The 25,471-nt window shown below is 40.3% G+C and carries 23 protein-coding genes; 14 read left to right on the top strand and 9 right to left on the bottom strand.

Going from position 1 to position 25,471, the window contains the following annotated elements:
- Positions 1-78: 78 nt before the first annotated feature.
- The 13 genes from EHW67_RS04590 to argH all read left to right on the top strand — a co-directional run bounded on the left by EHW67_RS04590 (position 79) and on the right by argH (position 14,081).
- The gene (locus tag EHW67_RS04590) at positions 79-768 is read left to right on the top strand and encodes a glycosyltransferase family 2 protein (RefSeq protein ID WP_126161181.1); all 690 of its coding nucleotides are present in this window, start codon (positions 79-81) and stop codon (positions 766-768) included.
- Position 769: 1 nt separating this feature from the next.
- Entirely contained in the window at positions 770-2,254 is a 1,485-nt protein-coding gene (locus EHW67_RS04585) for a cellulose synthase family protein (RefSeq protein WP_126161180.1), read from the top strand.
- Positions 2,255-2,496: 242 nt separating this feature from the next.
- Positions 2,497-3,858: a mannosyltransferase gene (locus EHW67_RS04580; protein WP_126161179.1), complete on the top strand. Its 1,362-nt coding sequence runs from the start codon at positions 2,497-2,499 to the stop codon at positions 3,856-3,858.
- A 226-nt stretch (positions 3,859-4,084) separates the two neighbouring features.
- Positions 4,085-4,714 (top strand): GNAT family N-acetyltransferase, encoded by a 630-nt coding sequence (locus EHW67_RS04575; RefSeq protein ID WP_126161178.1) that lies wholly within the window; start codon positions 4,085-4,087, stop codon positions 4,712-4,714.
- A gap of 42 nt (positions 4,715-4,756) precedes the next feature.
- A complete protein-coding gene (gene argG / locus EHW67_RS04570; RefSeq protein WP_126161177.1) occupies positions 4,757-5,947 on the top strand; it encodes an argininosuccinate synthase in 1,191 nt (396 codons plus the stop codon).
- Entirely contained in the window at positions 5,940-6,914 is a 975-nt protein-coding gene (gene argC / locus EHW67_RS04565) for an N-acetyl-gamma-glutamyl-phosphate reductase (RefSeq protein ID WP_126161176.1), read from the top strand. The genes argG and argC overlap by 8 nt, the downstream gene beginning before the upstream one ends.
- Before the next feature lie 102 nt (positions 6,915-7,016).
- Entirely contained in the window at positions 7,017-7,811 is a 795-nt protein-coding gene (gene proC, locus EHW67_RS04560) for a pyrroline-5-carboxylate reductase (protein ID WP_126161175.1), read from the top strand.
- Between the two features lie 34 nt (positions 7,812-7,845).
- A complete protein-coding gene (locus EHW67_RS04555; protein WP_126161174.1) occupies positions 7,846-8,973 on the top strand; it encodes an aspartate aminotransferase family protein in 1,128 nt (375 codons plus the stop codon).
- Positions 8,974-9,086: 113 nt separating this feature from the next.
- The gene (proB, locus tag EHW67_RS04550; RefSeq protein WP_126161173.1) at positions 9,087-9,848 is read left to right on the top strand and encodes a glutamate 5-kinase; all 762 of its coding nucleotides are present in this window, start codon (positions 9,087-9,089) and stop codon (positions 9,846-9,848) included.
- Between the two features lie 4 nt (positions 9,849-9,852).
- Entirely contained in the window at positions 9,853-10,794 is a 942-nt protein-coding gene (locus EHW67_RS04545) for a Rossmann-fold NAD(P)-binding domain-containing protein (protein WP_126161172.1), read from the top strand.
- Positions 10,795-10,883: 89 nt separating this feature from the next.
- Positions 10,884-11,663 carry an acetylglutamate kinase gene (argB, locus tag EHW67_RS04540; protein WP_126161171.1) on the top strand — a complete coding sequence of 260 codons (780 nt, stop codon included), beginning with the start codon at positions 10,884-10,886 and terminating at the stop codon, positions 11,661-11,663.
- A gap of 2 nt (positions 11,664-11,665) precedes the next feature.
- Positions 11,666-12,730: a M20 family metallo-hydrolase gene (locus EHW67_RS04535; protein ID WP_126161170.1), complete on the top strand. Its 1,065-nt coding sequence runs from the start codon at positions 11,666-11,668 to the stop codon at positions 12,728-12,730.
- 70 nt (positions 12,731-12,800) lie between these two features.
- A complete protein-coding gene (argH, locus tag EHW67_RS04530) occupies positions 12,801-14,081 on the top strand; it encodes an argininosuccinate lyase (protein WP_126161169.1) in 1,281 nt (426 codons plus the stop codon).
- A gap of 211 nt (positions 14,082-14,292) precedes the next feature.
- On the opposite strand, the gene EHW67_RS04525 is transcribed toward argH, so the two are convergent.
- The 9 genes from EHW67_RS04525 to EHW67_RS04485 all read right to left on the bottom strand — a co-directional run bounded on the left by EHW67_RS04525 (position 14,293) and on the right by EHW67_RS04485 (position 24,802).
- On the bottom strand, positions 14,293-14,874 hold the full coding sequence (locus tag EHW67_RS04525; RefSeq protein WP_126161168.1) for a Crp/Fnr family transcriptional regulator: 582 nt from the start codon (positions 14,872-14,874) through the stop codon (positions 14,293-14,295).
- Positions 14,875-15,671: 797 nt separating this feature from the next.
- The gene (locus EHW67_RS04520; RefSeq protein ID WP_126161167.1) at positions 15,672-16,247 is read right to left on the bottom strand and encodes a DJ-1/PfpI family protein; all 576 of its coding nucleotides are present in this window, start codon (positions 16,245-16,247) and stop codon (positions 15,672-15,674) included.
- A 456-nt stretch (positions 16,248-16,703) separates the two neighbouring features.
- The gene (locus EHW67_RS04515; protein WP_126161166.1) at positions 16,704-17,426 is read right to left on the bottom strand and encodes a toxin-antitoxin system YwqK family antitoxin; all 723 of its coding nucleotides are present in this window, start codon (positions 17,424-17,426) and stop codon (positions 16,704-16,706) included.
- A gap of 384 nt (positions 17,427-17,810) precedes the next feature.
- A complete protein-coding gene (locus EHW67_RS04510) occupies positions 17,811-19,985 on the bottom strand; it encodes a xanthine dehydrogenase family protein molybdopterin-binding subunit (RefSeq protein ID WP_126161165.1) in 2,175 nt (724 codons plus the stop codon).
- Between the two features lie 33 nt (positions 19,986-20,018).
- Positions 20,019-20,492, bottom strand: a complete 474-nt coding sequence (locus tag EHW67_RS04505; protein ID WP_126161164.1) for a (2Fe-2S)-binding protein — start codon at positions 20,490-20,492, stop codon at positions 20,019-20,021.
- 214 nt (positions 20,493-20,706) lie between these two features.
- On the bottom strand, positions 20,707-21,549 hold the full coding sequence (locus EHW67_RS04500) for a pseudouridine synthase (RefSeq protein WP_126161163.1): 843 nt from the start codon (positions 21,547-21,549) through the stop codon (positions 20,707-20,709).
- A 74-nt stretch (positions 21,550-21,623) separates the two neighbouring features.
- Positions 21,624-22,529 (bottom strand): geranylgeranylglycerol-phosphate geranylgeranyltransferase, encoded by a 906-nt coding sequence (locus EHW67_RS04495; protein WP_126161162.1) that lies wholly within the window; start codon positions 22,527-22,529, stop codon positions 21,624-21,626.
- A gap of 9 nt (positions 22,530-22,538) precedes the next feature.
- Positions 22,539-23,477 (bottom strand): mevalonate kinase family protein, encoded by a 939-nt coding sequence (locus EHW67_RS04490; RefSeq protein ID WP_126161161.1) that lies wholly within the window; start codon positions 23,475-23,477, stop codon positions 22,539-22,541.
- A 242-nt stretch (positions 23,478-23,719) separates the two neighbouring features.
- Positions 23,720-24,802 carry a diphosphomevalonate/mevalonate 3,5-bisphosphate decarboxylase family protein gene (locus EHW67_RS04485; protein WP_126161160.1) on the bottom strand — a complete coding sequence of 361 codons (1,083 nt, stop codon included), beginning with the start codon at positions 24,800-24,802 and terminating at the stop codon, positions 23,720-23,722.
- A gap of 94 nt (positions 24,803-24,896) precedes the next feature.
- Here EHW67_RS04485 and EHW67_RS04480 point away from each other — a divergent pair, with 94 nt between their 5' ends.
- The gene (locus EHW67_RS04480) at positions 24,897-25,370 is read left to right on the top strand and encodes a TspO/MBR family protein (RefSeq protein ID WP_126161159.1); all 474 of its coding nucleotides are present in this window, start codon (positions 24,897-24,899) and stop codon (positions 25,368-25,370) included.
- Positions 25,371-25,471 lie beyond the last annotated feature (101 nt).

Raw genomic sequence — 25,471 nt, 5'->3', positions numbered from 1 at the left:
TGATGGAGGAGTTTTGATAAAGGGCTGGATTACATAACATCAATATATGAATAAAACAATTATCCTATAGCTGTGCCAATGACCAATATTAAAGTAATAATTCCGGCCTATAATGAGGCAGATTCCATCGCCAGCGTAATAAAGGATATTCCTAAAATGGTATCTGAAGTTGTTGTGGTGAACAATAATTCCACGGATCATACTGCCCGTAACGCAAGAGGGGCAGGGGCTACCGTCCTAACAGAAAGTAGAATGGGCTATGGGTATGCTTGTTTGAAAGGAATAAATTATATCTCCCAGCAATCCAAACTACCCGATATCATCGTATTTATGGACGGAGATTATTCAGATTACCCTGAAGAACTCTCCAAAGTAGTAAGGCCAATAATTGAAAATAATGTGGATTTGGTGATAGGTGCCAGAACAAAGGACCTTAGGGAAGAAGGGTCTATGACGCCACAACAAGTTTTTGGGAATAAATTGGCCACTACTTTAATGAAATGGTTCCTTGGGGCTTCCTTTACGGATTTAGGTCCGTTTAGAGCCATAAAATACGATAAGTTGCTGGCCTTGGACATGGAGGATAAAACCTATGGTTGGACTGTGGAAATGCAGTTAAAGGTGTTGCGTAAGGGGTTTGTATATGCTGAAGTGCCAGTGCGTTATAAAAAAAGAATTGGTGTTTCAAAAGTATCAGGGACACTAAAAGGAACTATCTTTGCAGGAGTTAAAATCCTAAGTTGGATATTTAAATACAGTTTAAAATAAAATGGGACTTACTATTTCTTACATCATCATTGCCTTATACAGTTTTTCCTTACTATTGATTTTCTTTTATAGTTTGGCCCAATTAAACCTTTTGGTCAATTATTTGGGCAACAAAAGACGCAATCGGGAGGCGCCAAAATTCAACTTATTGGACCCCAAGGAGATCCCCTTTGTTACCATACAGCTTCCCATATATAATGAGGAGTATGTAGTGGCCCGTTTATTGGATAATATTGCAAAAATAGAATACCCTAAAAGTAAATTGGAGATTCAAGTGCTGGACGATTCTACGGACGATTCCGTTTTGGATACGGCCAGACGGGTGGAGGTACTACAGGAAAGTGGGTTGGACATTAAGCATATAAGAAGATCAAATAGACAGGGCTTTAAGGCCGGTGCCTTAAAGGAAGGCCTGGATGTTGCCAAGGGCGAATTTATAGCCATTTTTGATGCCGACTTTCTGCCGTCAAGTGACTGGTTAAAGAAAACGGTGGTTTACTTTAAAGATAAGGAAATAGGAGTGGTTCAGACCCGATGGGGGCATATTAATAGGGAATACTCCACTTTGACACGTATACAGGCTTTTGCCTTGGATGCCCATTTTACCTTGGAGCAGGTTGGGAGGAACGCCAAAGGCCATTTCATAAACTTTAACGGTACCGCAGGAATCTGGAGGAAGGAGTGTATCCTAGATGCCGGAAACTGGGAGGGGGATACCTTGACCGAAGACCTGGATCTAAGTTACCGTGCTCAATTAAAGAACTGGAAATTTAAGTATTTGGAAGACGTGGAAACCCCTGCAGAACTGCCAGTAGTGATCAGTGCCGCCAGGTCACAACAATTTCGCTGGAACAAAGGTGGGGCCGAAAATTTTAGAAAAACCGTTTTGAGTGTTGTCAAGGCTAAGAATATTTCCTTTAAGACCAAATTCCATGGGGTTATGCACTTATTGAACAGCTCAATGTTCCTATGTGTTTTTATGGTGGCCTTGTTGAGCATTCCCATGATGTATATAAAGAGCTCCTATGGCCAATTGGGATGGGTTTTTGAGGCCACATCATTCTTTATCTTAAGTACAGTAATCTTGTTTATCTGTTATTGGTTTACCTATAAGAGCATTCAGGGAAGCAGTTTTGATAATTTTGTAGATTATATAGGAATCTTCTTTACCTTTTTCTCTGTGGCACTTGGGTTTTCCTTACATAATTCCATTGCGGTGCTGGAGGGGCATATGGGGAAAAGAAGTGAATTTGTGAGGACGCCAAAATTTAATCTAAAGAACATCAAGGACAGTTGGAAAGACAATAAATATTTAACCACCAAGCTGTCGCCCAATATGATACTGGAAGCGGCCCTTATGCTTTATTTTCTTTTTGGGATGTACAGTGCTATTCCCTTGAACGATTTTGGTCTTTTTCCATTCCATTTTATGTTGTTCCTAGGTTTTGGTTACGTATTCTTTAAGTCGCTTACAGCAAGGGCATAAGTGGCTATTGCCCAAAACTTGGTAGCGCTTTCCCTACAGGGGAAGTACTTTTGCCTCTGTAATTAGGTGCCAACTGGCCGGGATAATTCTATTTAAGGGCTAATAGTGTAGTGTTTGGCCAGGGGGTAATTAAAGCTTTGGGGAATCCAAAATTTGAGGGGGTAATTATTGGCAAAATTGGTTTAAATTTAAGAGATTGCATATCTTGTTCCAAACCAAAAACCATTAACCAGACAGATACCATGTTGCATAGGGTAGTTTCGTATTGGAAACTTCATAAAATTCCAGTTTTATTGGCGCTTTTGAGCACCCTATTTTATATCACCTTTGGTTATGATTTAGAAAGAACGGATTTTCTAAAACTGCTTATACTCTATCTCGCCCTCTTTTTTTTGTGCTATAAGCTAATTCAGTTTGAAAAGTGGAATTTTAAGTTTTTGGCCATAGCGGGAATAATTTTTCGCCTAGGCCTATTCTTTGCTACCCCCAATCTGTCCCAGGATTTTTATAGATTTATTTGGGACGGTCAAATGCTAAATCTGGGAATGAGTCCTTATTTGCACCTGCCCAAGGATCTTATTGCAGAGAACAACCAATTTATGCCCAATGCCATGGAGTTGGTAAGCGGTATGGGTAATTTAAGTGCTTCCAATTATAGTAATTATCCCCCTTTAAACCAGCTTATCTTTGGATTATCTACTTTTTTTGCAGGTAAAAATATTACAGTTGCTATCCTTGTTATGAGGACGAGTATAATACTTTCGGATTTGGGGATTCTTTATTTTGGGCGTAAACTGTTGCAAAAACTAAACAGGTCTACCCATTTAATTTTTTGGTATTTCCTTAATCCCTTGGTGATCTTGGAACTTACCGGAAATCTTCATTTTGAAGGGGTTATGTTGTTCTTTTTTATATGGTCTATTTACCTTTTGCACAATAAAAAATGGCAGCTGGCGGCTCTTATATATGCCCTCTCCATTTCCATTAAATTGGTGCCCTTGATTTTTCTTCCTTTGTTTGTTTCTTACCTGGGCTTTAAAAAGAGCTTGTTTTTTTATGCTATCGTAGGGCTAAGTTCACTTTTATTGGTATCCCCATTTTTTTCACTGGATTTTTTGGAGAATTATACCCATACTGTTGGCCTGTGGTTTTCAAACTTTGAATTCAATGCTGGCTTTTACAACCTTGTTAAAAATATCGGCATTCAGTTTAATGCCAAGCCATGGGAATTGATCAAGGATTATGGCAAAATAACCCCGGTGGTGGTGATTGTTACGGTAGGTCTTTTTGCCTTTTTAAGGGATAACAAAAAGACGGTAGCTTTATTTGCCGCAATGTTATGGGTGTTAACGGTCTATTATTTTTTGTCGGCCACGGTACACCCTTGGTATATAATTTTTCTGGTTTTCCTAGCCCTGTTTACAGAATTTAGATTTCCTCTTGTGTGGTCCCTGAGCATTATCCTTAGTTATTGGGCCTATTCCGTTGCAGGTTTTAAGGAGAATTATTTGTTGCTAACAGTTGAGTATTTGGCAGTATATGGATTTATGACCTATGAATTAGTGCGTTTATATAACAAAAAACAACTTTTTCATAAAAAATAATGTATTAATTACGTCAATTGAATTTTATTTGTACTTTTGATATTACAATGAGCAATATAGCGTACATATTTGATTTTGACAGGGCTACTAGCCTTGCTCATTCTTTTACGCCTACACGTACACGTCGTCGCCCGTAAGGGTGCAATTCTTTTATGGAAATAGGTGAGTCCATTTCCCCTCTCAAAAAAACACAAAACTTAATTTTTAATTTTTAAAGCAACATTCAATGAAGATTGTTATTGCTGACGATTCCCATTTTAAATATGCCGAAGTTATCTGCGAAACTATTGCAGAGTCGGCTAAGGTGCGTGGTACGGGGATTGCTAAGCGTACCCCGGAATATATCCAGAAGAGACTGCATAATGGCAATGCCGTTATAGCCTTGGATGGGGATAAGTTTGCCGGGTTCTGCTATATAGAGGTTTGGGGACATGAAAAATTTGTCGCTAATTCAGGCCTCATTGTACATCCTGACTATAGAAATCAAGGTTTGGCAAAAAAAATAAAAAAGGAGATTTTCAACCTTTCCAGAAAAAAATTCCCTGATGCAAAAATTTTTGGGATTACCACTGGTCTTGCGGTTATGAAAATGAATTATGAACTGGGCTATAAGCCGGTTACCTTTTCAGAACTTACGGATGATCCCGAGTTTTGGAAAGGCTGTCAGACCTGTAAGAATTTTGATATCCTAACAAGGACCGAACAAAAAATGTGCCTTTGTACCGGGATGCTTTATGATCCGGCAACCAAAAAAGAAAAGGAAAAGGAATCGGTTGCGGAAAAAATAAATTCCAAGGCATTTAAAAGATTAAAAAGTATAAAAGAAAGTTTGTTTCTAAGTAAAAAATCAAAGTAGTCGTATAAGCTACTGCGTAATTAAGAATAAAATAATTTTATTATGGAGAAATTAGTTTTAGCATATAGTGGTGGATTGGATACTTCCTATTGTGCCAAGTATTTATCAAAGGACAAAGGTTTTGAGGTTCATGCCGTAAGTGTAAATACCGGAGGGTTTTCTGAGGAAGAAATTGAAAGTATTCACAAGAAAGCCTTGGAATTGGGAGCAACATCCTATACCTCTATAGATGCGGTCCAAACTTTTTATGAGAAAGTAGTAAAATATCTAATTTTTGGCAATGTCCTAAAGAACAATACCTATCCTCTGTCCGTTAGTGCTGAGCGTATCGTACAGGCCATTGAGATAGTAAATTACGCCAAAAAAGTAGGGGCCAAATATATTGCCCACGGTAGTACAGGAGCAGGTAACGATCAGGTTAGGTTTGATATGATTTTTCAGATCATTGCCCCGGAAATTGAAATCATTACCCCTATACGGGATAATAAATTGGCTAGGGAGGTAGAAATTGAATACCTAAAGAGCAATGGGGTAGACTATCCATGGGAAAAGGCTAAATATTCCATTAATAGAGGTCTGTGGGGAACCTCGGTAGGGGGTGATGAAACTCTTACTTCCCACAAATCCTTGCCGGACAACGCTTATCCAAGCCAGCTTGAGGAAACCGAGCCTAAACAATTGAAATTGACTTTCCAGAAGGGAGAGTTGATTGCTATTGACGGTGAAAATGATACTCCTGTAAACAATATAATTAAATTGGAGGCCATAGCTTCCAAATACGCCATAGGCAGGGATATACATGTGGGGGATACCATAATTGGCATTAAGGGACGGGTTGGCTTTGAAGCACCTGCTTCCTTGATCATTATTAAGGCCCACCATCTATTGGAAAAACATACGCTTACCAAATGGCAGCAGTACCAAAAGGAGCAACAAGGTAACTTCTATGGTATGTTGTTGCACGAAGGTAACTATTTGGATGAGGTGATGAGAAATATTGAAGCCTTTCTTACAGATACCCAAAAGAATGTTAGTGGTGATGTGTTTGTTAGCCTTCACCCATATAGATTTGAGTTGGATGGCATAGCATCGCCGCACGACCTTATGAATGCCTCTTTTGGTAGCTATGGTGAGATGAACAAAGGCTGGACGGCTGATGACGCCAAAGGATTTATTAAGATACTTTCCAATTCGGGAAAAATTTATAACCACGTAAACCAGAACAATGATTAAAGTAGGTATTATTGGGGGGTCGGGGTATACTGGTGGTGAACTCATCAGAATTCTTTTGAACCACCCGCAGACCACAATAGATTTTGTTTTTAGTACAACCAGGGCAGGTAAAAAAATTACAACGGCCCACCCAGATCTCCTAGGGGTTACCGAGCTGGCGTTTACCGGGGAGGTGAATAAGGAGGTAGATGTTGTTTTTCTATGTCTTGGACATGGAAACTCCACTTCTTTTCTTAAGGAAAACGATTTCTCTGCCCAGACTAAGATCATAGATCTAAGTAATGATTTTAGGTTGACGGCCGATGCCGTGCTTGATGGTAAGAACTTTGTTTACGGATTGCCGGAACTTCGTAGTGAAGCAATAGAGAAGGCAAGTTATATTGCCAATCCGGGTTGTTTTGCCACTGCCATACAATTGGCATTGTTGCCCTTGGCAAAGGATAATAAGTTGGATAAGCCTGTGCATATCAATGCAGTTACCGGAAGCACTGGTGCTGGGGTGAGCCTTTCCGCTACATCACATTTTAGCTGGCGAAACAATAATGTTTCCTGGTACAAGCCATTTACCCATCAGCACTTGGGAGAGATTACAGAAAGTTTGCAAAGCCTTCAGGAAAATACCGGCGAGATATTCTTTTTGCCCAATAGGGGGAATTTTACCAGAGGAATATTGGCTACGGCCTACACAAGTTATGAGGGTAGCCTGGAAGATGCCTATGAGCTGTACAGGGCCTTTTATAAAGATGCCGCATTTACCCAGATATCGGAAACCGACATCAATCTAAAACAAGTAGTAAATACCAATCAGTGCCATATTCATTTACACAAGCACAAGGATACCCTTCTTATTACCTCGGCCATAGACAACCTTTTAAAGGGGGCCTCTGGGCAGGCAGTACAGAATATGAATCTCATGTTTGGATTTGGGGAAACGGAAGGCCTAAAGTTAAAAGCGGGTGTATTTTAGTGTGGTGAATCTTTGGTAATGAAGTCATGAGGACAGTGAACCAATATATAAACCAAATACCGGCATCCTGGGATGTTGGGATCAAACTATAAGTATCAAGGAATGAAAATAGCCATTATTGGAGCAGGAAATTTAGGATTGTCCATTGCAAAGGGTATATTGGGCACCAACGGGGCCACTTCCATGGTCCTCACCAAAAGAGATCTCAGTGGTTTAAAGGAGGTGGAAAAATACGGTAACGTAAGCACTACCACCAATAATAGGGAGGCAGTTTCCAAAGCTGATGTATTAATATTTGCCGTGCAGCCCGGACAATTTGTGAAGATATTGGAGGAAGTTAAAGACCTGCTTACCCAAGAGCACGTTGTTATTTCAACCATCACTGGTTTTAGCATCTCCCGAATGGAAGAAGTCATAGGGAAGGATCATTCCATAATACGGGCAATGCCCAATACGGCCATTTCCGTGGGAAAATCAATGACCTGTATCTGTAATAATGAAAAGGGTGCCTCAAAGGTAGATCTGGCCAAGGCCATCTTTAACCGTATGGGGCATTGCATGCAGATCCCGGAAGGACAAATGCAGGCGGCAACAGTTATATGTGCCAGTGGTGTTGCCTTTTGGATGCGTCTCATTAGAGCTACAACCCAAGGGGCCATTCAATTGGGCTTCGATGCAAAGGAGGCCCAGGAATTGGCCATGCATACCTGTAATGGTGCGGCCAGTTTGCTTATTGAATCCAAAAGCCATCCAGAAAATGAAATAGATAAGGTTACTACCCCAAGGGGCTGTACCATTTCCGGATTGAACGAAATGGAGCACCAAGGACTGAGCTCGTCCTTGATCCGCGGTATAGTGGCATCATTTGATAAAATAAACGAAATTAAAAAAGGATAATTTAGCAGTGAGCATAGCTATAAAAAATAATAAGATGGAATTATTTGATGTATACCCCCTATATGACGTTACTCCGGTTTCGGCCAAAGGTATAGTTGTTACCGATGACAAAGGTCAGGATTATATGGATTTTTATGGTGGACATGCCGTAATCTCCATAGGACATTCCCATCCTCATTATGTGGAGCGAATAAAAGGACAGTTAGACAAAATTGGTTTTTATAGCAATGCGGTCCAGAATCCTATCCAAAAAAACTTGGCCCAAAAGCTGGGTGAACTTTCGGGTTGTGTGGATTACAATTTGTTTTTGTGCAATTCCGGAGCAGAAGCCAATGAAAATGCCTTGAAATTAGCTTCTTTCCAAACTGGGAAGTCTAGGGTAATTTCTTTTAAACAGGGTTTTCATGGAAGAACTTCCGCAGCTGTGGCTGCAACCGACAACGAAAAGATCAATGCCCCTATAAATAAGCAGCAGAAGGTAAGCATACTGCCTTTTGAGGACTTGGAAACCTTTAAAAGTGAATTGTCCAAAGGCGATGTTTGTGCCGTTATTATAGAAACCATTCAAGGGGTAGGCGGATTGGATCAACCTTCCCAAGAGTTTTACAGTAATATCGCCGCACTTTGCAAAGAAAACAAGGTGGTGCTTATTGCCGATGAGGTGCAATGTGGTTATGGCCGAAGTGGTAAGTTTTTTGCCTTTCAACACTATGGCATTAAACCAGATATTATTACCGTAGCCAAAGGAATGGGCAACGGTTTCCCTATTGGCGGTGTTTTGATTCACGAAAGCATAAAGGCGTCCTACGGATTATTAGGAACCACTTTTGGAGGTAACCACCTGGCCTGTGCCGCAGGATTGGCCGTATTGGAAGTCCTGGAAAAAGAGAACCTCATAGAAAATTCGGCTCAACTTTTTGATTATTTCAAAGAAAAAGTAGCTTCTATCCCACAAGTGAAAAGAGTAAAGGGGATGGGACTTATGTTAGGATTGGAATTTGATTTTGAAGTTGCCCAATTGCGAAAGAAATTGATCCATAACCAGCATATGTTCACCGGAGGAGCCAGTGATAAGCACGTTTTAAGGGTATTGCCTGCTTTGAATATCACCAAAGAGCATTTAGATCAATTTTTTGAGGCTTTGGAAAAGGAATTGGCGTAAGCAGATATTTCTACGATCCTTAAGGAAGGGCGTGGAGAATGCAATGGGTCATACTAGGGATAATCAAAGCGCCCTAAGTAGGCTGGTCTAAAAATAGGCCCAAAACTAAGAACATGCAGAAAAAAAGAATTTTATTAAAAATTGGATCCAACACCCTAACCAAGGAAACAGATCATATTTCCAGGGGAAAGATAGAGGATATTGGTCGGCAGATTGCCAAGCTAAAGGACCGTTATGAATTTATCATAGTTAGCTCTGGGGCTATTGCAGCTGCCAAACAATTTGTAAAGTTAGAGCATAACGGACAGGAAATTACCGTAAAACAGGCTCTGGCCTCTATTGGTCAGCCCCACCTGATGCGTATTTTTCAGGAAAATTTCAGGGAATTGGGGTTGCTCACCTCCCAGTGTTTGTTGTCCTATTCCGATTTTGAAAAGGAAGTATCCAAAGAAAATATCTGCAATACCATCAATGTTCTTGTAGCCAATGACTTCATTCCAATAATTAATGAAAATGATACGGTGGCTACCGATGAAATAAAGTTTGGGGATAATGATAAACTTGCTGCTTTGACCGCGGCACTAATGAAGGTAGATCTCTTGGTCATCGCTACCAACACCGATGGTATTTATACCAAAGAGTCTTTCATTAACAAGGATCCAAAAACCATTAAAGAGGCCAGCAACCTAGACGATTTGCAGAAGGAGGTCAGCAGTTCAAAATCTTCCCATGGAACGGGAGGAATGGAATCCAAAATAGAAGCTGCCAATATTGCAAGGCAAGCCAATATAGAAACTTGGATCGTAAACGGTATCAATGATAATTTTATTATTAATGCCATAGAAAACAAAACAGCTTTTACAACTATAAAATAAAAAAATGCAACATTATTTATCCCTAAAAGATATCGATTCCCTACCACAGTGGGTAGAAGAAGCTAAATCACTAAAGGCAGACCCGCGTCAACACAAGTACTTGGGACAGGGCAAGACTATATGTTTATTATTTTTCAACAATAGTCTAAGAACCCGGTTAAGTACGCAAAAGGCGGCTATGAATTTAGGAATGGAGGTAATAGTGATGAATTTTGGAAGCGAAGGATGGGCTTTGGAATATGAAGATGGGACCGTTATGGATCAAGGCACTTCCGAACATATTAAGGAGGCTGCCCAAGTTGTGGCTCAATATGCCGATATAGTAGCCATACGGGCCTTTGCCTCACTAACGGACAAGAAAAAGGATGAGGCCGAGGTAGTTATGAACGGATTTAAAAAGTATGCCGGTATTCCTGTTGTGAATATGGAAAGTTCCGTTGGACATCCCTTACAGGCCTTGGCAGACGCTATTACCTTGTCTGAACAGAACACCAAAAAAAGGCCAAAGGTAGTTTTGTCCTGGGCACCTCACCCCAAAGCCTTGCCACACGCAGTGGCCAATTCCTTTGTGGAAATGATGAAATTGCAGGATGCCGATTTTGTTATTACCCATCCAAAGGGGTACGACCTAAATCCAAGGCTTACCAAGGGGATTGAAGTGGAATACGATCAAGAAAAGGCCTTGGAGGGAGCCGATTTTGTATATGTAAAAAATTGGAGTAGTTATGATGACTACGGAAAGGTGCTAAGCCTGGACGGAAATTGGACCATGACTAAAAAGAAGCTGGCCAATGCCAAGTTTATGCATTGCTTGCCAGTAAGACGTAATATAGTGGTGGCCGATGAGGTTTTGGATAGCGAGGACTCCTTGGTAATAGAACAGGCCAATAACCGAACTTATTCCGCACAGATTGTCCTGAAGAAGTTGTTGGAGAGTATAAAATAGTCACATTGAATCAAAAGTAGCGGCCTTTGTTCCAGGGGGAATAAGGTACGTATATAAAGAAACTTTGCACAACAGGAGGTAAAAAAGATATGAAACAAAAATTATCGATTATAAAAATTGGTGGTAATGTCATTGAGAACCAGAAGGAACTCAACAGGTTCTTGGATGTCTTTGCCGCCATGGAAGGTCCTAAGATCTTAGTGCACGGCGGGGGGAAACTGGCTACCCAAATCGCCGAAAAACTAGGTATAGAGTCCAAAATGGTAGGCGGTAGGCGAATTACCGATGAAGAGGGACTTAAGGTAATTACCATGGTTTATGGCGGATTGGCCAATAAGAATATAGTGGCACAATTACAGGCCAAAGGTACCAATGCCATTGGACTGAGTGGTGCCGATGGGAATGCCATTAGGGCAGTGAAACGTCCTGTAAAAGAAATTGATTATGGTTTTGCCGGGGATGTGGAGGAAGTAAATGCCCAAGCTGTAGACAAATTGCTTCAAGCCAATTTTGTACCGGTTTTCTGTGCTATAACACATAATGGGGATGGACAGCTGTTAAATACCAATGCGGATACAATTGCCTCGGAAGTGGCGATTGGGATGAGCAAGGATTATGATACCACTCTGTACTATTGCTTTGAAAAGAAAGGGGTTTTAATGGATATTGCGGACGAGAGTTCTGTTGTAAAACATCTGGAGCCCGGGAATTATAAAGAATTATTGCAACAAAAGATCATAGCGGATGGCATGCTGCCTAAATTAGAAAACTGCTTTCATGCGCTTCACAAAAATGTAGGGAAGGTCTGCATAGGGGATATAGAAATGTTAGATTCCAATGCCACCTTGTTCACAACCATTACCTTATAACTATGAATCAGGATAAACTTACGGAAAAGGCCATTGAACTTCTGAAGCAACTCATTTCCATTCAGTCGTTTTCCTCGGAGGAAGATAAGACGGCAGATGCTATTGAAGATTGGTTCAACGCTTTTGATATCCCATTTAAAAGGGAGAAGAACAATGTATACGCCTTTAATAAACACTTTGACGAAAGTAAGCCCACCTTGTTGTTGAATTCGCACCATGACACGGTTAAGCCTAATTCGGCCTATACAAAAGACCCATTTCACCCTCATATTGAGGATGGAAAATTATATGGATTGGGAAGTAATGATGCGGGGGGATGCTTGGTATCCCTTATAGCTACCTTTACACATTTCTACGCTAAGGAAAACCTAGGGCACAACATGGTTATCGTGGCCTCGGCCGAGGAGGAAAGTTCTGGTCCCAACGGCTTAAATAGTATGTTGCCCATACTACCGGAGATATCCGTTGCCATAGTTGGTGAGCCTACCTTGATGAAATTGGCCATTGCCGAGAAAGGCCTGGTAGTCTTTGATGGAAAGGTTAGCGGTACGCCTTCACACGCGGCCCATCCCAATAATAACAACGCTATTTACAATACCATTGAGGTGTTGCAGTGGTTTAAGGATTATCGTTTTCCAAAAGTATCCGAGGTGCTGGGGGAGGTAAAACTTACCGTGACCCAGATAGGAGGGGGCAATCAGCATAACGTAGTGCCGGGCCACGTAGACTTGGTAATTGATGTACGGGTCAATGACTGCTATTCCAACAAGGAAATTGCCGATATTTTGGATAAAGAGGCTCCTTGTGAGGTAAAGCCCCGCTCTTTGCGGTTGAATTCCTCTTCCATAGATAAGGATCACGCCTTGGTAAGATCAGGATTGGCCCTGGGAAGGGAAAGTTACGGCTCGCCCACTCTGTCCGATCAGGCGGCATTGAGCTGCCAATCACTAAAACTGGGACCAGGGGACAGTACCCGTTCCCATTCTGCGAACGAATTTATATATGTAGCAGAAATAGAGGAAGGAATAGATTTGTATATTAAAATTTTACAGGGATTCTTGTTGTGATTCCCAACTTCGCAGGAAGGAACAAAAGCAGCATTATATCTGACATATAACAAACAATAAAAACCAACAAATGAAACTTTGGGACAAAGGATTTAGCACTGACAAAAAAATAGACCATTTTACCGTTGGCAATGACAGGGAATTGGATTTGCTCTTGGCAAAGTATGACATCATTGCATCTAAGGCACATGCCAAAATGCTGGGTAAGATTGGTTTGTTGACCCTAAAGGAGACCGAATCCCTAGTACAGGAATTGGACACTATTGCCAAGACCATAGAAAATGGTACCTTCACTATAGAGGATAGTTTTGAGGACATGCACTCCAAAATTGAATTTTTGCTGACCCTTAGGTTGGGTGATGCCGGTAAAAAGATTCATACTGCCCGTTCTAGGAACGATCAGGTTTTGGTGGCCATGCACTTATACCTCAAAAATGAATTGCAGGAAATTAAGGACCAAACCAAGGAATTGTTCCACCTGCTATTGAATCTGGCAGATAAGCACAAGAACGTTTTGCTGCCCGGGTATACCCATTTACAGGTGGCTATGCCCTCTTCCTTCGGACTATGGTTTTCTGCCTATGCGGAAAGCTTGGTAGACGACCTCTATTTTGTGGATGCAGCCTATAAGGTAGCCGACCAAAACCCCTTGGGTAGTGCAGCAGGCTATGGTAGTTCCTTTCCTGTAGATCGAAGTTTTACAACAGAGGAATTGGGGTTTGAGACCTTAAAATACAATGTGGTGGCAGCGCAAATGGGACGGGGCAAGGTAGAGAAGGCAGCAGCCTTTGGTATGAGCAGTATTGCAGCTACCCTGTCTAAAATGGCGATGGATATCTGCTTATATATGAGCCAGAACTTTAATTTTGTTTCCTTTCCGGATGAACTTACTACCGGATCCAGTATAATGCCACATAAAAAAAATCCGGATGTTTTTGAATTGGTGCGTGGTAAGTGTAACAAACTACAAACAGTTCCCAACCAATTAATATTGATCATGAACAACCTGCCCAGCGGGTATCATAGGGACCTTCAGTTGGTGAAAGAGGTGATTGTACCCGCTATTCAGGACCTAAAGGCCTGTTTGGAGATCCTTACCTTTAGCTTAAAAGAAATAAGGGTAAATGAAAATATATTGGACGACCCTAAGTACGATTACCTCTTTAGTGTTGATACATTGAACGAGTTGGTTTTGTCCGGTATGCCATTTAGGGATGCCTATAAGAAAATGGGCAAGGAAATAAACGATGGCAGTTTTACACCCAAAAGGGACATAAAACACACCCATGAAGGGAGCTTTGGAAATCTTTGTCTGGAACAGATTAGAAAAAAGATGGAAAAAATTTCTTAATATAGAAATTGTGGGCAGTTATAGTGAAGAATAAACCTAATGTATACCGTCCGCAGCTAAAGTATAAGACTAAAAAAGCTTAGGACCCTAGGCTAGCAAATATAACAGGCTCCTTATCCCCTCCTTTTCTCTGGGAGGAAAAGGAGCTTTTCTTGGGCCAAAAATTGGTGTGTTTTATCCCTCAAACAAACTTTATAAAATCTGTTTTTCTCTAGGAGATGTTATTTAGGATTCTTTTTCTAATCCTGCATAAGGATTGGGGCTTTACGCCTACATAGGAAGCAATCATACGTTGAGGTATCCTGTTGCAAAGGGCGTCATAATTGTCAAGGAAATATTGGTAGCGCTCCATAGGGCTATGCATATAGGACGATAGTAGATGTTTGATCATGGTATTAAACCGGTGTTCCAAAACATAAGCCCCAATTTTTTTGCCAAATTCAGAACATGATATTAATTGTTGTAGGTCGAAATGGGAAATGACCAATAGTTCGCAATTTTCAATGGCCTGTATATTTTGGGTGGCCGGTTCCTTGTTTACAAAACTCTGGTAATCGGTAACAAATTCACCTTCCTTAGAGAATTCCTTGGTAGTTTCCTGCCCGTCTTTTTCCATGTAATAGTGTACCAATCCACTTTTGAGAAATCCAATACTGTAATTATAGGTACCCGCTCTTTGAAATAGATCGCCTTTGCGAAGGTGCATGGGGTGAAAATATTGACAGAATAGGTCCTGTTCTTTCTCTTTCAGGATGTTTTCTTTTTCTATAATGCTGAGCAATTGGGAGTGCATGGAATTGATAATCAGTAGTTGGCGTCAGCTAAGATAGATAATATGTTTTAATCGTTTAAGCTTTTGTGCAATTTACTAATATTTATTCTAGTTGATAAATAGGTATTATAGGGTGAATTGTCTTAAAAGAAAATTAATTGGACATAGCGGTACGCTACTACCTCCTAGCAGGTAATGGGAGAATATAGAAATAGGTAGTTAACTCGTTAATTTCCTTTCCGCAGCTTATGCCTCTATTCTCTAATGGATAATCAGTGCTGCCTGTTATGGAGCCATATAATTGTCAACTACCATTGCGAGCATCTCATTGGGCTTTTCTTTCGGCTATATTTCGGCGGCATAAGACATAAGGAATAGGGCGAATAAATGAATGACTATACAGCAGATGATAATTTTTAAACGGTTTACCTTATTATTGGCCTTTTTTCTAAAATTGGGTTCCATATGGTCAACTGGTTTTAGGTTTAGATTTCTCAATTCACTATGTCTTGCAAGTTGGATATTTTTAGAAAAGGAGGGGGTAACTTATAGTTCCTTTTATATAAACTATAGCCCTTTTGTCTGTATATGACTGTTAACCCGTTTGTTATATATGTGTTTGAAAAATATAAGGAGCAATACCGATATTTGGTAGCATATTATCAACACTATAGTTGGCTTGCGGCAAAGGCTTATTGTTATAAGCAGCACATCCCTTTAACCAACTGAGGTGGTAAAGGGTATGTGCGTTTTTATTAGGTAGTCAAGGTTTATTTTAATTCAGCACTACTGGGTTTATCAACCCTTTGAGTAATGTCTTATAATTCAATTTTAGCCCCCATGATTTTTAAAAACTCTCTAATAAAGCTTGGGTGGGCAGGCCAAGCGGGGGAGGTAACTAGGTTGCCATCTACAAAGGCGCCATCTACCGGAATCGATTGAAAATCACCACCAGCCAGGGTTACTTCTGGTCCTACAGCCGGATAAGCAGTTAGCTTTCTTCCTTTTACCACATTGGCAGCAGTCAAAATTTGAATGCCATGGCAGATCGCAGCCACTGGCTTGTTCTCGTTAAAGAAATGTTGTACTATTTCCAATAACCTTTGGTTTAACCTTAAATATTCCGGTGCCCTTCCACCTGCAATCACCAGGCCATCGTAGTCATTAACATTTACCTCGTCAAAGCTATAGTTCAATGTAAAATTGTGGCCAGGCTTTTCTGTATAGGTTTGGTCGCCCTCAAAGTCGTGTATGGCAGTTTTTACAATGTCCCCCTTTTTCTTTTCAGGACAAACGGTATGTACTTCATAACCTACCATTTCCAACATTTGAAATGGTACCATGGTTTCATAATCTTCAGTGAAATCACCTGTTAAGAACAATACTTTTTTCATGCTTATAATTTCTGTTTTAATTAAACTATTTGTAATTAGTTTTGAACGCTATATGTATAGGGACCCTAGGTAGTAAAAAATAAAGGTCCCTGTGTTGTTGATATACCCTTGAAGATATGAAATATTTGAATGGTATAGAATGGTTTTTTGTAATTCATGCTCATTTATAATATGTAAGTTCTTGTAAGTGAGGTAGTTATTGATTATTGCATCTGAAAAATTAACCTTCTTTTAATATTCAACCAATGGTATACTGAATAACTATGAAAGGTTGCGGACAGTAGTCCAAGCCTTAAACTTTATTAGGCTTTTAAACTATCCCTATTATTTAAAATTAATTAGGACGTTGCTGCCAGATGGGCATTGAGTGGAAAGAATGGCTTGTGTTTAGCTGTATAAACAGTGTCTATGGCTTATACCATTTAACCAAGGTGTTTATATGTCTTACGGGAGCAATTAACTGGCGGGCTTAAGGCTATCCAAAACATATATTTCCTTTTCAAAGTATTTTTTGGTTTCAAAATAGTTTAGTTTTATGGAATCCGAGATAATAGAGTCTTGATAAAAGTATTCAACGATTATACCTCTGAATTTTTGTTTTCCAGCCGAACCAAAATACCGCCCAAATATAGCTGTTTTGCCAAAGTCACTATTTATAAAAAGAGCCTTTCTCATTTCTTCTTCAAGATTCAAATTATACGTGGTATCCAGTTGGATTTCTTTTAGGTTGGAAAAATCCTGATTGAAGTTCTTTTTATAGTCGTTGGGCAAAAGAACCATAATTTCTGATCTCTTTTTTTTGAAAAGGGGTTCAAATAAATCCACCTTTGCCTGGATGGGTTCATTCAGGAATATGGTGTCTTTTGAGAAAAATATGGAGAAATGACTGCCTTTATTTTTTAAGGTGTCTCCTTTGTGATCAAAATACCAATCCTGATTAATTAATGTTTCTCCACAGATATTAACAAACTCGGCTTTTCTTGTAAGAACCCCAGTTGAGTCATAATAGCTCCAGTTTCCAATGGGTTGACCATTTTCAGAAACCGATCCTATAGATTTAATGTTTCCGTTGGTGTAATATTGCCTATTGCTGGGCTTTTGCCTAATTCCTAATTTCCTTTTTTCCGTTTTACAAGATTGTAGTACAATTAAAAAAACAAAAGCAAGCAATCTGGTCATTCGTAATATTAAGATTTATTCTAGCCTATGTTTAAAGTTATTTGACTGTATTTACTTACATAAATAGGTGGTACTTTAATATAGTTCTAGTACGATTAAACTGATAATGAAATAATAATTTTGCTGGTGCAAAGAGGGGGGAATACTACAACCAGAAGTTTGTTGTTAAGTTTCTAAGGTAACAAATATTAATTCCTTAGTGATGGCAGAGGGGTAGCTATATCGGCATAGTACAGAAATATCCGATGAACTGATCAATACTTCTCCATGTAGAGGAAAGTTTCACTGATGGGTAGTTCCCGAGTAGATAACAAATCAAGGGAATAATTCTTGGTATGGGATCAGGTCCAGTTGTACTTTGTGAATGTTAGTGAAATTTGATGATCAGCCATTTAAGGCTTCCAACACCCTTTCTGGGGTAAATGGCAGATGTCTTAAGGGTTTGCCGGTTAGGCGTAAAAAAGCGTTCGCTATGGCACCGGCTACCATCGGCGTAGCGGTTTCTCCAACACCCTCTGGGGTGTCGGCCGAGGCTATCAAGTGGGTTTCTATATGCTCCGGGATGTCCTGCATCCGTAGCAGTTGATAGTCGTGGAAATTGGACTGCTGAACCCTTCCGTTGACAATAGTGATTTGTTCATATAGCACACTGCTCATTCCCATTATAATGCCTCCTTCCATTTGGGCCTTTACATTGTCTGGTTGTACAATTATACCGGCATCCAGGGCAATCCAGAAGTTATGAACCTTAATTTTTCCGGTATTTTGATCCACAGAAATTTCACAGATTCCGGTGCCTAGGGACCCATGTTCTACGAAGGCAACCCCTTTGGCCCTACCTTCTTTGGCAGGTTCTTTCCACTTTGCCATTTCTGCTGCTTTTTCTAAGGTGGCCAAGGCCTTGGGCGACTTCATCATCAATTTTCTTCTGATATCTATGGGGTCCATACCTTGGCCTAGGGCAATTTCATCCAGTATACACTCTATAGCAAATTTGTTGGGACCATGACCAACAGCCCTCCAGTGTTTTACTCTAATCCCATGAGATACCTCCCGCCATTCTACAAGCTGATTGGGGATGTCATAATGGTCATTTTTTGCCCCGCTGGCAACAAGGTTTCCACCATCCCCTACCACATAATGACTAAGCGATGTAAGATTTCCACTTTTGTCAATGGAAGCTGCCATCCGCTGTAGGGACAAGGGTCTAAACATACCATAGCCCAAGTCATCCTCCCTGGTCCATATCAATTTCACAGGGAGTGGCGCCACTTCCTTGGCCAGTAGCGTAGCCTCTACCACAAAATCGTTCATACTTCTTCTGCCGAATCCGCCACCTAAATACTGTAGATTGATTTTTACATTTTCATGAGGTATTCCCAATAGCTGGGGGACGCCCAATTTTGGATCAACACCCTGTTGGCTACCTACCCATACCTCGGCATTTTTTAAATCTTCGGAAATCTGGACCACCGCATTTAAAGGTTCCATTTGGGCATGGTACACATAGTCGTTCTTAAAATCGGCGGTATAGATCTTGGATGCCAACTTTTTAGCGGTGGTAACCTGGCCTATTTGGTGTATGACCTTGCCACTTTTTTTCTGCCCGGCAATGTTCTCATAGCTAGGATAGATTTCCTGTGAATTGTAGCCGATCGCTGGGGAATGGCTCCAGGTAATTTGTAAATGTTTTTTTGCCTCCAAGGCCTGTTCCAATGTCTTGGCAATTACTCCGATGGCATAATCAAACGGGACAATCTTTATAATACCGTCCATAGCCATAATGTCTTTTTCATTGGTTAGGGTGGGGCGGGCGGCATGTAGATTTCCCCTTTCCAATACCCCATAGACCATATTGGGTAATTTAATATCTATGGCAAATTGTGCCGTACCGTTTACCTTGGATGGAATTTCGGTCCTGGGAATGGTCTTTCCTATGAGTTGGAAATCCCTTGGTTGTTTAAGTTTCTCCAGCGTAAAATTGGGCAAGGTTTTGGGCATGGATAAAATAGGCGCTAAATCGCCATAACTTATTTTCCTGTTGGTAGCTTGGTGCAGCACAAAACTCTTTCTGCTGCTTAATTCGGAGATAGGTACATCCCAGTATTTGGCCGCGTTGTGCATTAGAATATATCTTGCTTGGGCCCCGGCCTTTCGCATAACCGGAAAAAAACTTTTGGTAGACCTACTCCCTACAGTGAACATCAGCTTGCTACCTGGGGCCCATCCTTCGGAGCCGTATATTTCTACTTCCTGTGGTGAAAACGCAACTTTTACCTTGGACCAATCCGCATCCATTTCCTCCGCAAAAATAAGGGGTAGGGACGTCATGGATCCCTGTCCCATTTCGGCAGCGGGATTATAAATGGTTATCTCACCGTTTCCGGAAATTTGTACCCAGGCAGATAGCTGGTAATTTTGTAGTTGTTTTTTTATGCCCTCTGTATCCTTACAGGATATTAACTGTGGCATTATGCCCGTTACACCAATAAACAGTGCAACTCCACTAGAGGCCTTTAAAAATTCCCTTCTATTTACAATCTTGGGTGTTGAAGACATTGTTTGCTGTTATAGTCCAGATTTATGGTGGCATCAGCCCTGTTCAACCTTGCCGTCCGTGGCCAATTCAATAGCCTTGATTATTCTTAGGTAGGTGCCGCAACGACACAGAATACCGTTCATATATGATTTTATTTCCTCCCTTGACGGATTGGAGTTTTCTTCCAAAAGGGCTGCCGCCTGCATAATTTGTCCGGACTGGCAATAACCACATTGAGGAGCTTGTGTTTCTATCCAAGCTCTTTGTAATGGATGATCTCCTTTACTGGACAAACCTTCAATAGTCTTAATTTTTTGCCCATCCGCAAAATCATCTACCTGCAGAACACAGGCCTTCATGGGTTTATTGTCAATATGTATGGTGCAAGCGCCGCATTGTGCAATGCCACAGCCGTATTTGGTACCTGTAAGGCCCAAATGTTCACGTAGTACCCACAGTAGGGAAGTTCCGCTGCCTACTTCAATATCATGCCTTGTATTGTTTATTTCCAATGTATACTTCGCCATGGTATGGAAAGATTTATGCTTAAGGTACAAAAAAAGGGTATATTGCGATAAACTACTGGTTATCAAATATCTGTAACGTTGTATAACTTTCCTAAAATAGGGAATTGGGCTATAATGGTACGTTTAAATTTAAACAAAAAGAACCCGCATTATGCATAATGTTTGTATTGCATAGTGCGGGTTGTAGCTATTGGCTTCAAGGCTTTTCTGCCTTTTATTTAATCATCCCCAAATTTATAATCTCCTGTTCGGTAAGAGGTCTCCAATGCCCTCGTGGCAAGTCTTTTTTGGTGAGTCCGGCATAGACTACCCTATCCAATTTAATAACCTCATATTCCAGCTCCTCAAAAATCCGTCGAACAATTTTATTTCTGGTGCTTTTTAGTTCTATGCCAACTTCCCTTTTTGGGGCATTATCTATAAAACTAATGGCATCTACTCTAACCACACTATCATCTATGGATATCCCTTCCTTTATTTTAGCCAGATCCTCACCGCGTAGGTTTTTGTTCAGTTCTACGTGATAGATCTTACGGAGTCCGTTTTTGGGCTTGGTCAAACGTTTCATCATTTCCCCGTCATTGGTAAACAATAATAATCCCGTTGTGTTCTTATCCATTCTTCCCACAACGGAAAGTTTGGTTTTTGTGGCACTTGATACCAATGAGGCAGCCGTTCTTTTTCCTTGTTCGTTCTTGGAAGAAGTAACAAAATCCTTAGGCTTGTTTAAGAGAATGTACTCTTTTTTTACAGGGTTCAACAACCGACCATCAAATTTAACCTCATCGGTGAGTTTAACCTTATATCCCATTTCAGTTATGGGTTTTCCGTTTACAGTAACATTACCGGCAGCAATATATATGTCTGCATCCCTTCGGGAACAAACCCCAGAGTTGGCTACATAACGGTTTAAGCGCATTACATTGGGATCTGACGGTTGCTGCCCTTCATTTTTCTTCCGTATCGGAGCGTTGCCTCTGGCATAACTTTTCTTTCTAAAACTGCCCCCTTGTCTTCCTGATGCTTTCTTGTCGCTATTCGAATTTGACCTACTCATATGTACTTTAATTTAATGCAAAGGTAGCAAAGGAAATCGTATCAATGCCCTAATGTGGAGCTTATTAGTAATTCTTATAGAATTCTATTCAATACCAGATCAACATCTATCAATAAAATACTGAATACGCCCATGATGATGATAAGTTTTAGGATGTTGTGTAGCCAAACATAGTGTTTCTTGCGATTGGATTTTACTAAAAGGGTTAGAAAGCCCAGTTGAAGAAAAATGCAGCCAATAAAATAAAGGTACATATGGCCTACATCAAAATAACGTATTAAAAGAAATGAGGGAAGAAGGGTGAAGCCCATTAAGATGGCAATACAGGTTTTAGAGAATTTGGCCCCATATATTATAGGGATGGTCCTATAATTTTGGGCCATATCCCCAGCAATATTTTCTAGATCCTTGATCATTTCACGGGCCAAAATCAAGAGAAATAAGAAGAGGGCATGGACAAAAATAACCGTATCAAAATTTTTGTAGTACACAAAGACCGCGAAGAAAGGGGCAATGGCCAGGGTGGCCGATACAAAATTGCCCAAGAAAGGTACTTTCTTTAATTTATGTGAGTACAGCCAAATTCCAAAAATATAAGCGGCAAAGAAAAGCACCGCCTTAAAAGAGACATAACTGGCAAAAAGTACGGAAAGGAAATTCAATACAAAATAGGTGGTGAGTTTGGTGCGCTGGCTCACCAACCGATCTAGCATACTTTTCCTAGGTTTGTTGATGAGGTCTTTCTCGGCGTCGTAAAAATTGTTGATGATGTATCCGGCAGCGATTACCAATGAGCTACTCAGTACAATAACAAATAGGTTATGGTCTAGAACTACCTCTCGAAGGGGTAAATCTGGTGCCAAAATGTAAATGGAGGCCAAATACTGGGCCAGGGTAATCATTAAGATATTGTAACCGCGGACCACGGAAAACAGGCTCAGGAACTTTAGTAGTAAGAGCTTGTTTTTTCTGCTGAGCATAGGGCTGGGTTAGAAGTTATATACCACTTCTAAATTATAGCCTTTTAATGCCTTTCGTGCCTTTTGGATATCCTCTGTAAAACCTAAAATATATCCGCCACCTCCAGAGCCGCAGAGTTTTAAATAGTAATCATTGGATTCAATTCCCTGTTTCCACAGTTTGTGGAATTGCACAGGGATCATAGGTTTAAAATTGTCCAAGACTACATGCGATAATTGTTTAAGATTTCTAAAAAGCGATTTTACGTTGCCATTAATAAAATCTTCCACACAGGCATCGGTATGTTTTATAAATTGATTTTTGAGCATGGTCCTAAACCCTTCCTGTTTCATTTGTTCCATGAAAAGTTGAACCATTGGTGCTGTTTCGCCGGTACTGCCGCTGTCCAACAAAAAAACAGCGCCCTTGCCTTCCAAATTTTGGGAAGGTATACTGGTAGATTCTATGTTATCTTTGGAGTTTATAAGAATGGGAAGGCTTAAATAACTGTTTAAAGGGTCCAATCCGGAAGATTTTCCGTGGAAAAAAGATTCCATTTTTCCAAAGATGGTCTTAAGTTTTAGCAATTTTTCCCTTGTAAGGTTTTCCAAGACCGTAATTTTTTCCAGGGCGTACTTGTCGTAAATAGCCGCCACCAAAGCACCGCTGCTCCCTACTCCATATCCTTGTGGTATGGAACTGTCAAAATACATGCCATTGGATACATCTTCGTTTAGAGCTTCTAGATCAAAGGTGACCAAGTCGCTTTCTGACTCCTGTATGTCTTTAAGATATTCTGCAAAGCCTTTTAAGCTTAGGTTGGATTTCTTGGCTTCCTCAGTATTCTTACGGTCAGATTTTAAGGCACCCTTAAAAAAGTTATAGGGTATAGAAAGTCCTTTGGAATCCTTAATGATCCCATATTCCCCAAAAAGTAGGATTTTAGAGTAAAACAATGGTCCTTTCATTTCTTTAAGATAAGGATAAATAATTAAAAACTAATAATCAATAACTTAGATTTATGGTTTTGACGTATGTACCATGGCATCAAAAACAGTAATCCCTTCGTCTTGACTTTTCCTGTCTTGGGTCTTGTTTTATTTGCCAATCCAGGGCTGTTAAATACTTACTAACACCAATATAAAATGCACATGCTATGGTATAACTAACGCAAAATGCCCACTTAAATTATTCCTTTATTGGGCCGAAATTACAACTTTTTGGCCCCTGTCCCAATTTGGTCGCAAATATACTGCCCGTTTTCGCAATATGCAACCAACTCATTCTTAATAAATTGCTTTATTTTTTCTTTTTCGTTTTCTGGATACAAAAGGTGTACGTTGGCCCCGGCATCCAAGGTGAAACAGACATGGGTTTTGCTAGCTTCCCTAAAAGCCCATATTTTGTTTATGATAGCCAGGGTGTTGGGCTTCATCAGAATAAAATAAGGCATGCTTGTCATCATCATGGCATGTAAGGTTAGGGCTTCACTTTCCACAATTTTAATAAATTCCGAAAGATTTCCTTCCTTAAAGACCAACTGTAAATTGGTCAGGTTTTTATGTGCTTGATCGAAACGTTGCTCGGCATAAGGATGATTGTGCATCAGATTATGGCCAAGGGTGCTGCTCACCTGTTTGGTTCCTTGGTCTACCAATAATATGGTATCCTGAAAATTATGAAAAACCTCATGAACCTGATAAGGGTATTTAATGGCAAAAAGATCCGAACTCTCAGGGGTATCTTTGTGCTGTCCCCACTGCATAATTGGCCCTTCTGTACTTCTTGAGGCACTTCCCGAACCTAATCGGGCCAAAAAAGAAGCTTTATTGGCAAAGTGGCTAGGATCCATATCATTTGCCAGTTCACGTTCCAGCTCCATTAAGCACAGTGCCAGGGCAGACATTCCGCTGGCCGAAGAAGCAATACCGCTGCTATGGGGGAAGGTATTGGAAGTTTCTATGGTAAAATGATAGTCTTTTAAAAAGGGTAAATAGGGTTCTGTTCGTTCAAAGAAGGTTTTTATCTTAGGTTTAAAATCCGGTTTCGGCTTTCCTTCAAAAAGTAGATCAAAGGAAAAGTCGGTCCCTCTGACCTTAAGTTTTCTATAGCTTAAGGTGGTTGTGGTGGCACAGCTATCAAGTGTAAAGCTAATAGAGGGGTTGGCAGGGATCTGGTTCTCTTTTTTACCCCAGTATTTTACCAGGGCAATATTGCTAGGCGATCTATATGTAACTTTTCCTTCAGTCTTGTGCACAATATAGGAGGAAGGAATAAAGTCTTTTTTAGTCATAACGGAAACAATTTGTGCAAAGATAGTTTTTAAGGCCTTCTGCTGTAGACCCTCTTAAAATAAATTGTTAATTTAGAGCTTTAACAGCCAACTTTTGAAAAAGCAACTTACCTATATCGCCATATCAGTCGGAATATGCCTAACCATTGGGTTTTTGTCTAGTTTTGCTACCCAGTCTTCGGTAAACGATTGGTACGCTGGCCTTAATAAGCCCAGTTTTAACCCCCCTAATTGGATTTTCGCCCCAGTATGGACCATACTCTATGTTATGATGGGTGTATCTGCTGGAATCGTTTGGGCAAAAGGCGTATATCATATATGGGTAAAAACTGCCTTGTACCATTTTGGGATACAATTGCTGTTCAATGCGCTTTGGAGCATTATTTTTTTCGGTTTTAAAAACCCTTTTGCCGCTCTTTTGGTGATCCTTACCTTATTGGTGCTGTTGATATTTACCATTAAATGGTTTAAGGTCGTTAGTAAAACGGCCGCCTATCTCCTATTGCCTTATCTCCTATGGGTGTGCTTTGCTACCGCTTTAAATTATAAAATTTGGGAACTTAACTAATCACTTTGTCTACTTGGGCAGGTGGTATGCATTATGGGCCAAGACTATTTTATATCCTGGATAGTTACGAGTGCCAAGCTGTAGCAAAAAAAAATATGGAT

Origin of the sequence: Arenibacter aquaticus (assembly GCF_003957295.1) — a bacterium.
GTDB classification, from domain to species: Bacteria; Bacteroidota; Bacteroidia; order Flavobacteriales; family Flavobacteriaceae; genus Arenibacter; species Arenibacter aquaticus.
The sequence above is the reverse complement of the archived record's forward strand: the minus strand, read 5'-3'. Positions and strand labels throughout refer to the sequence as shown.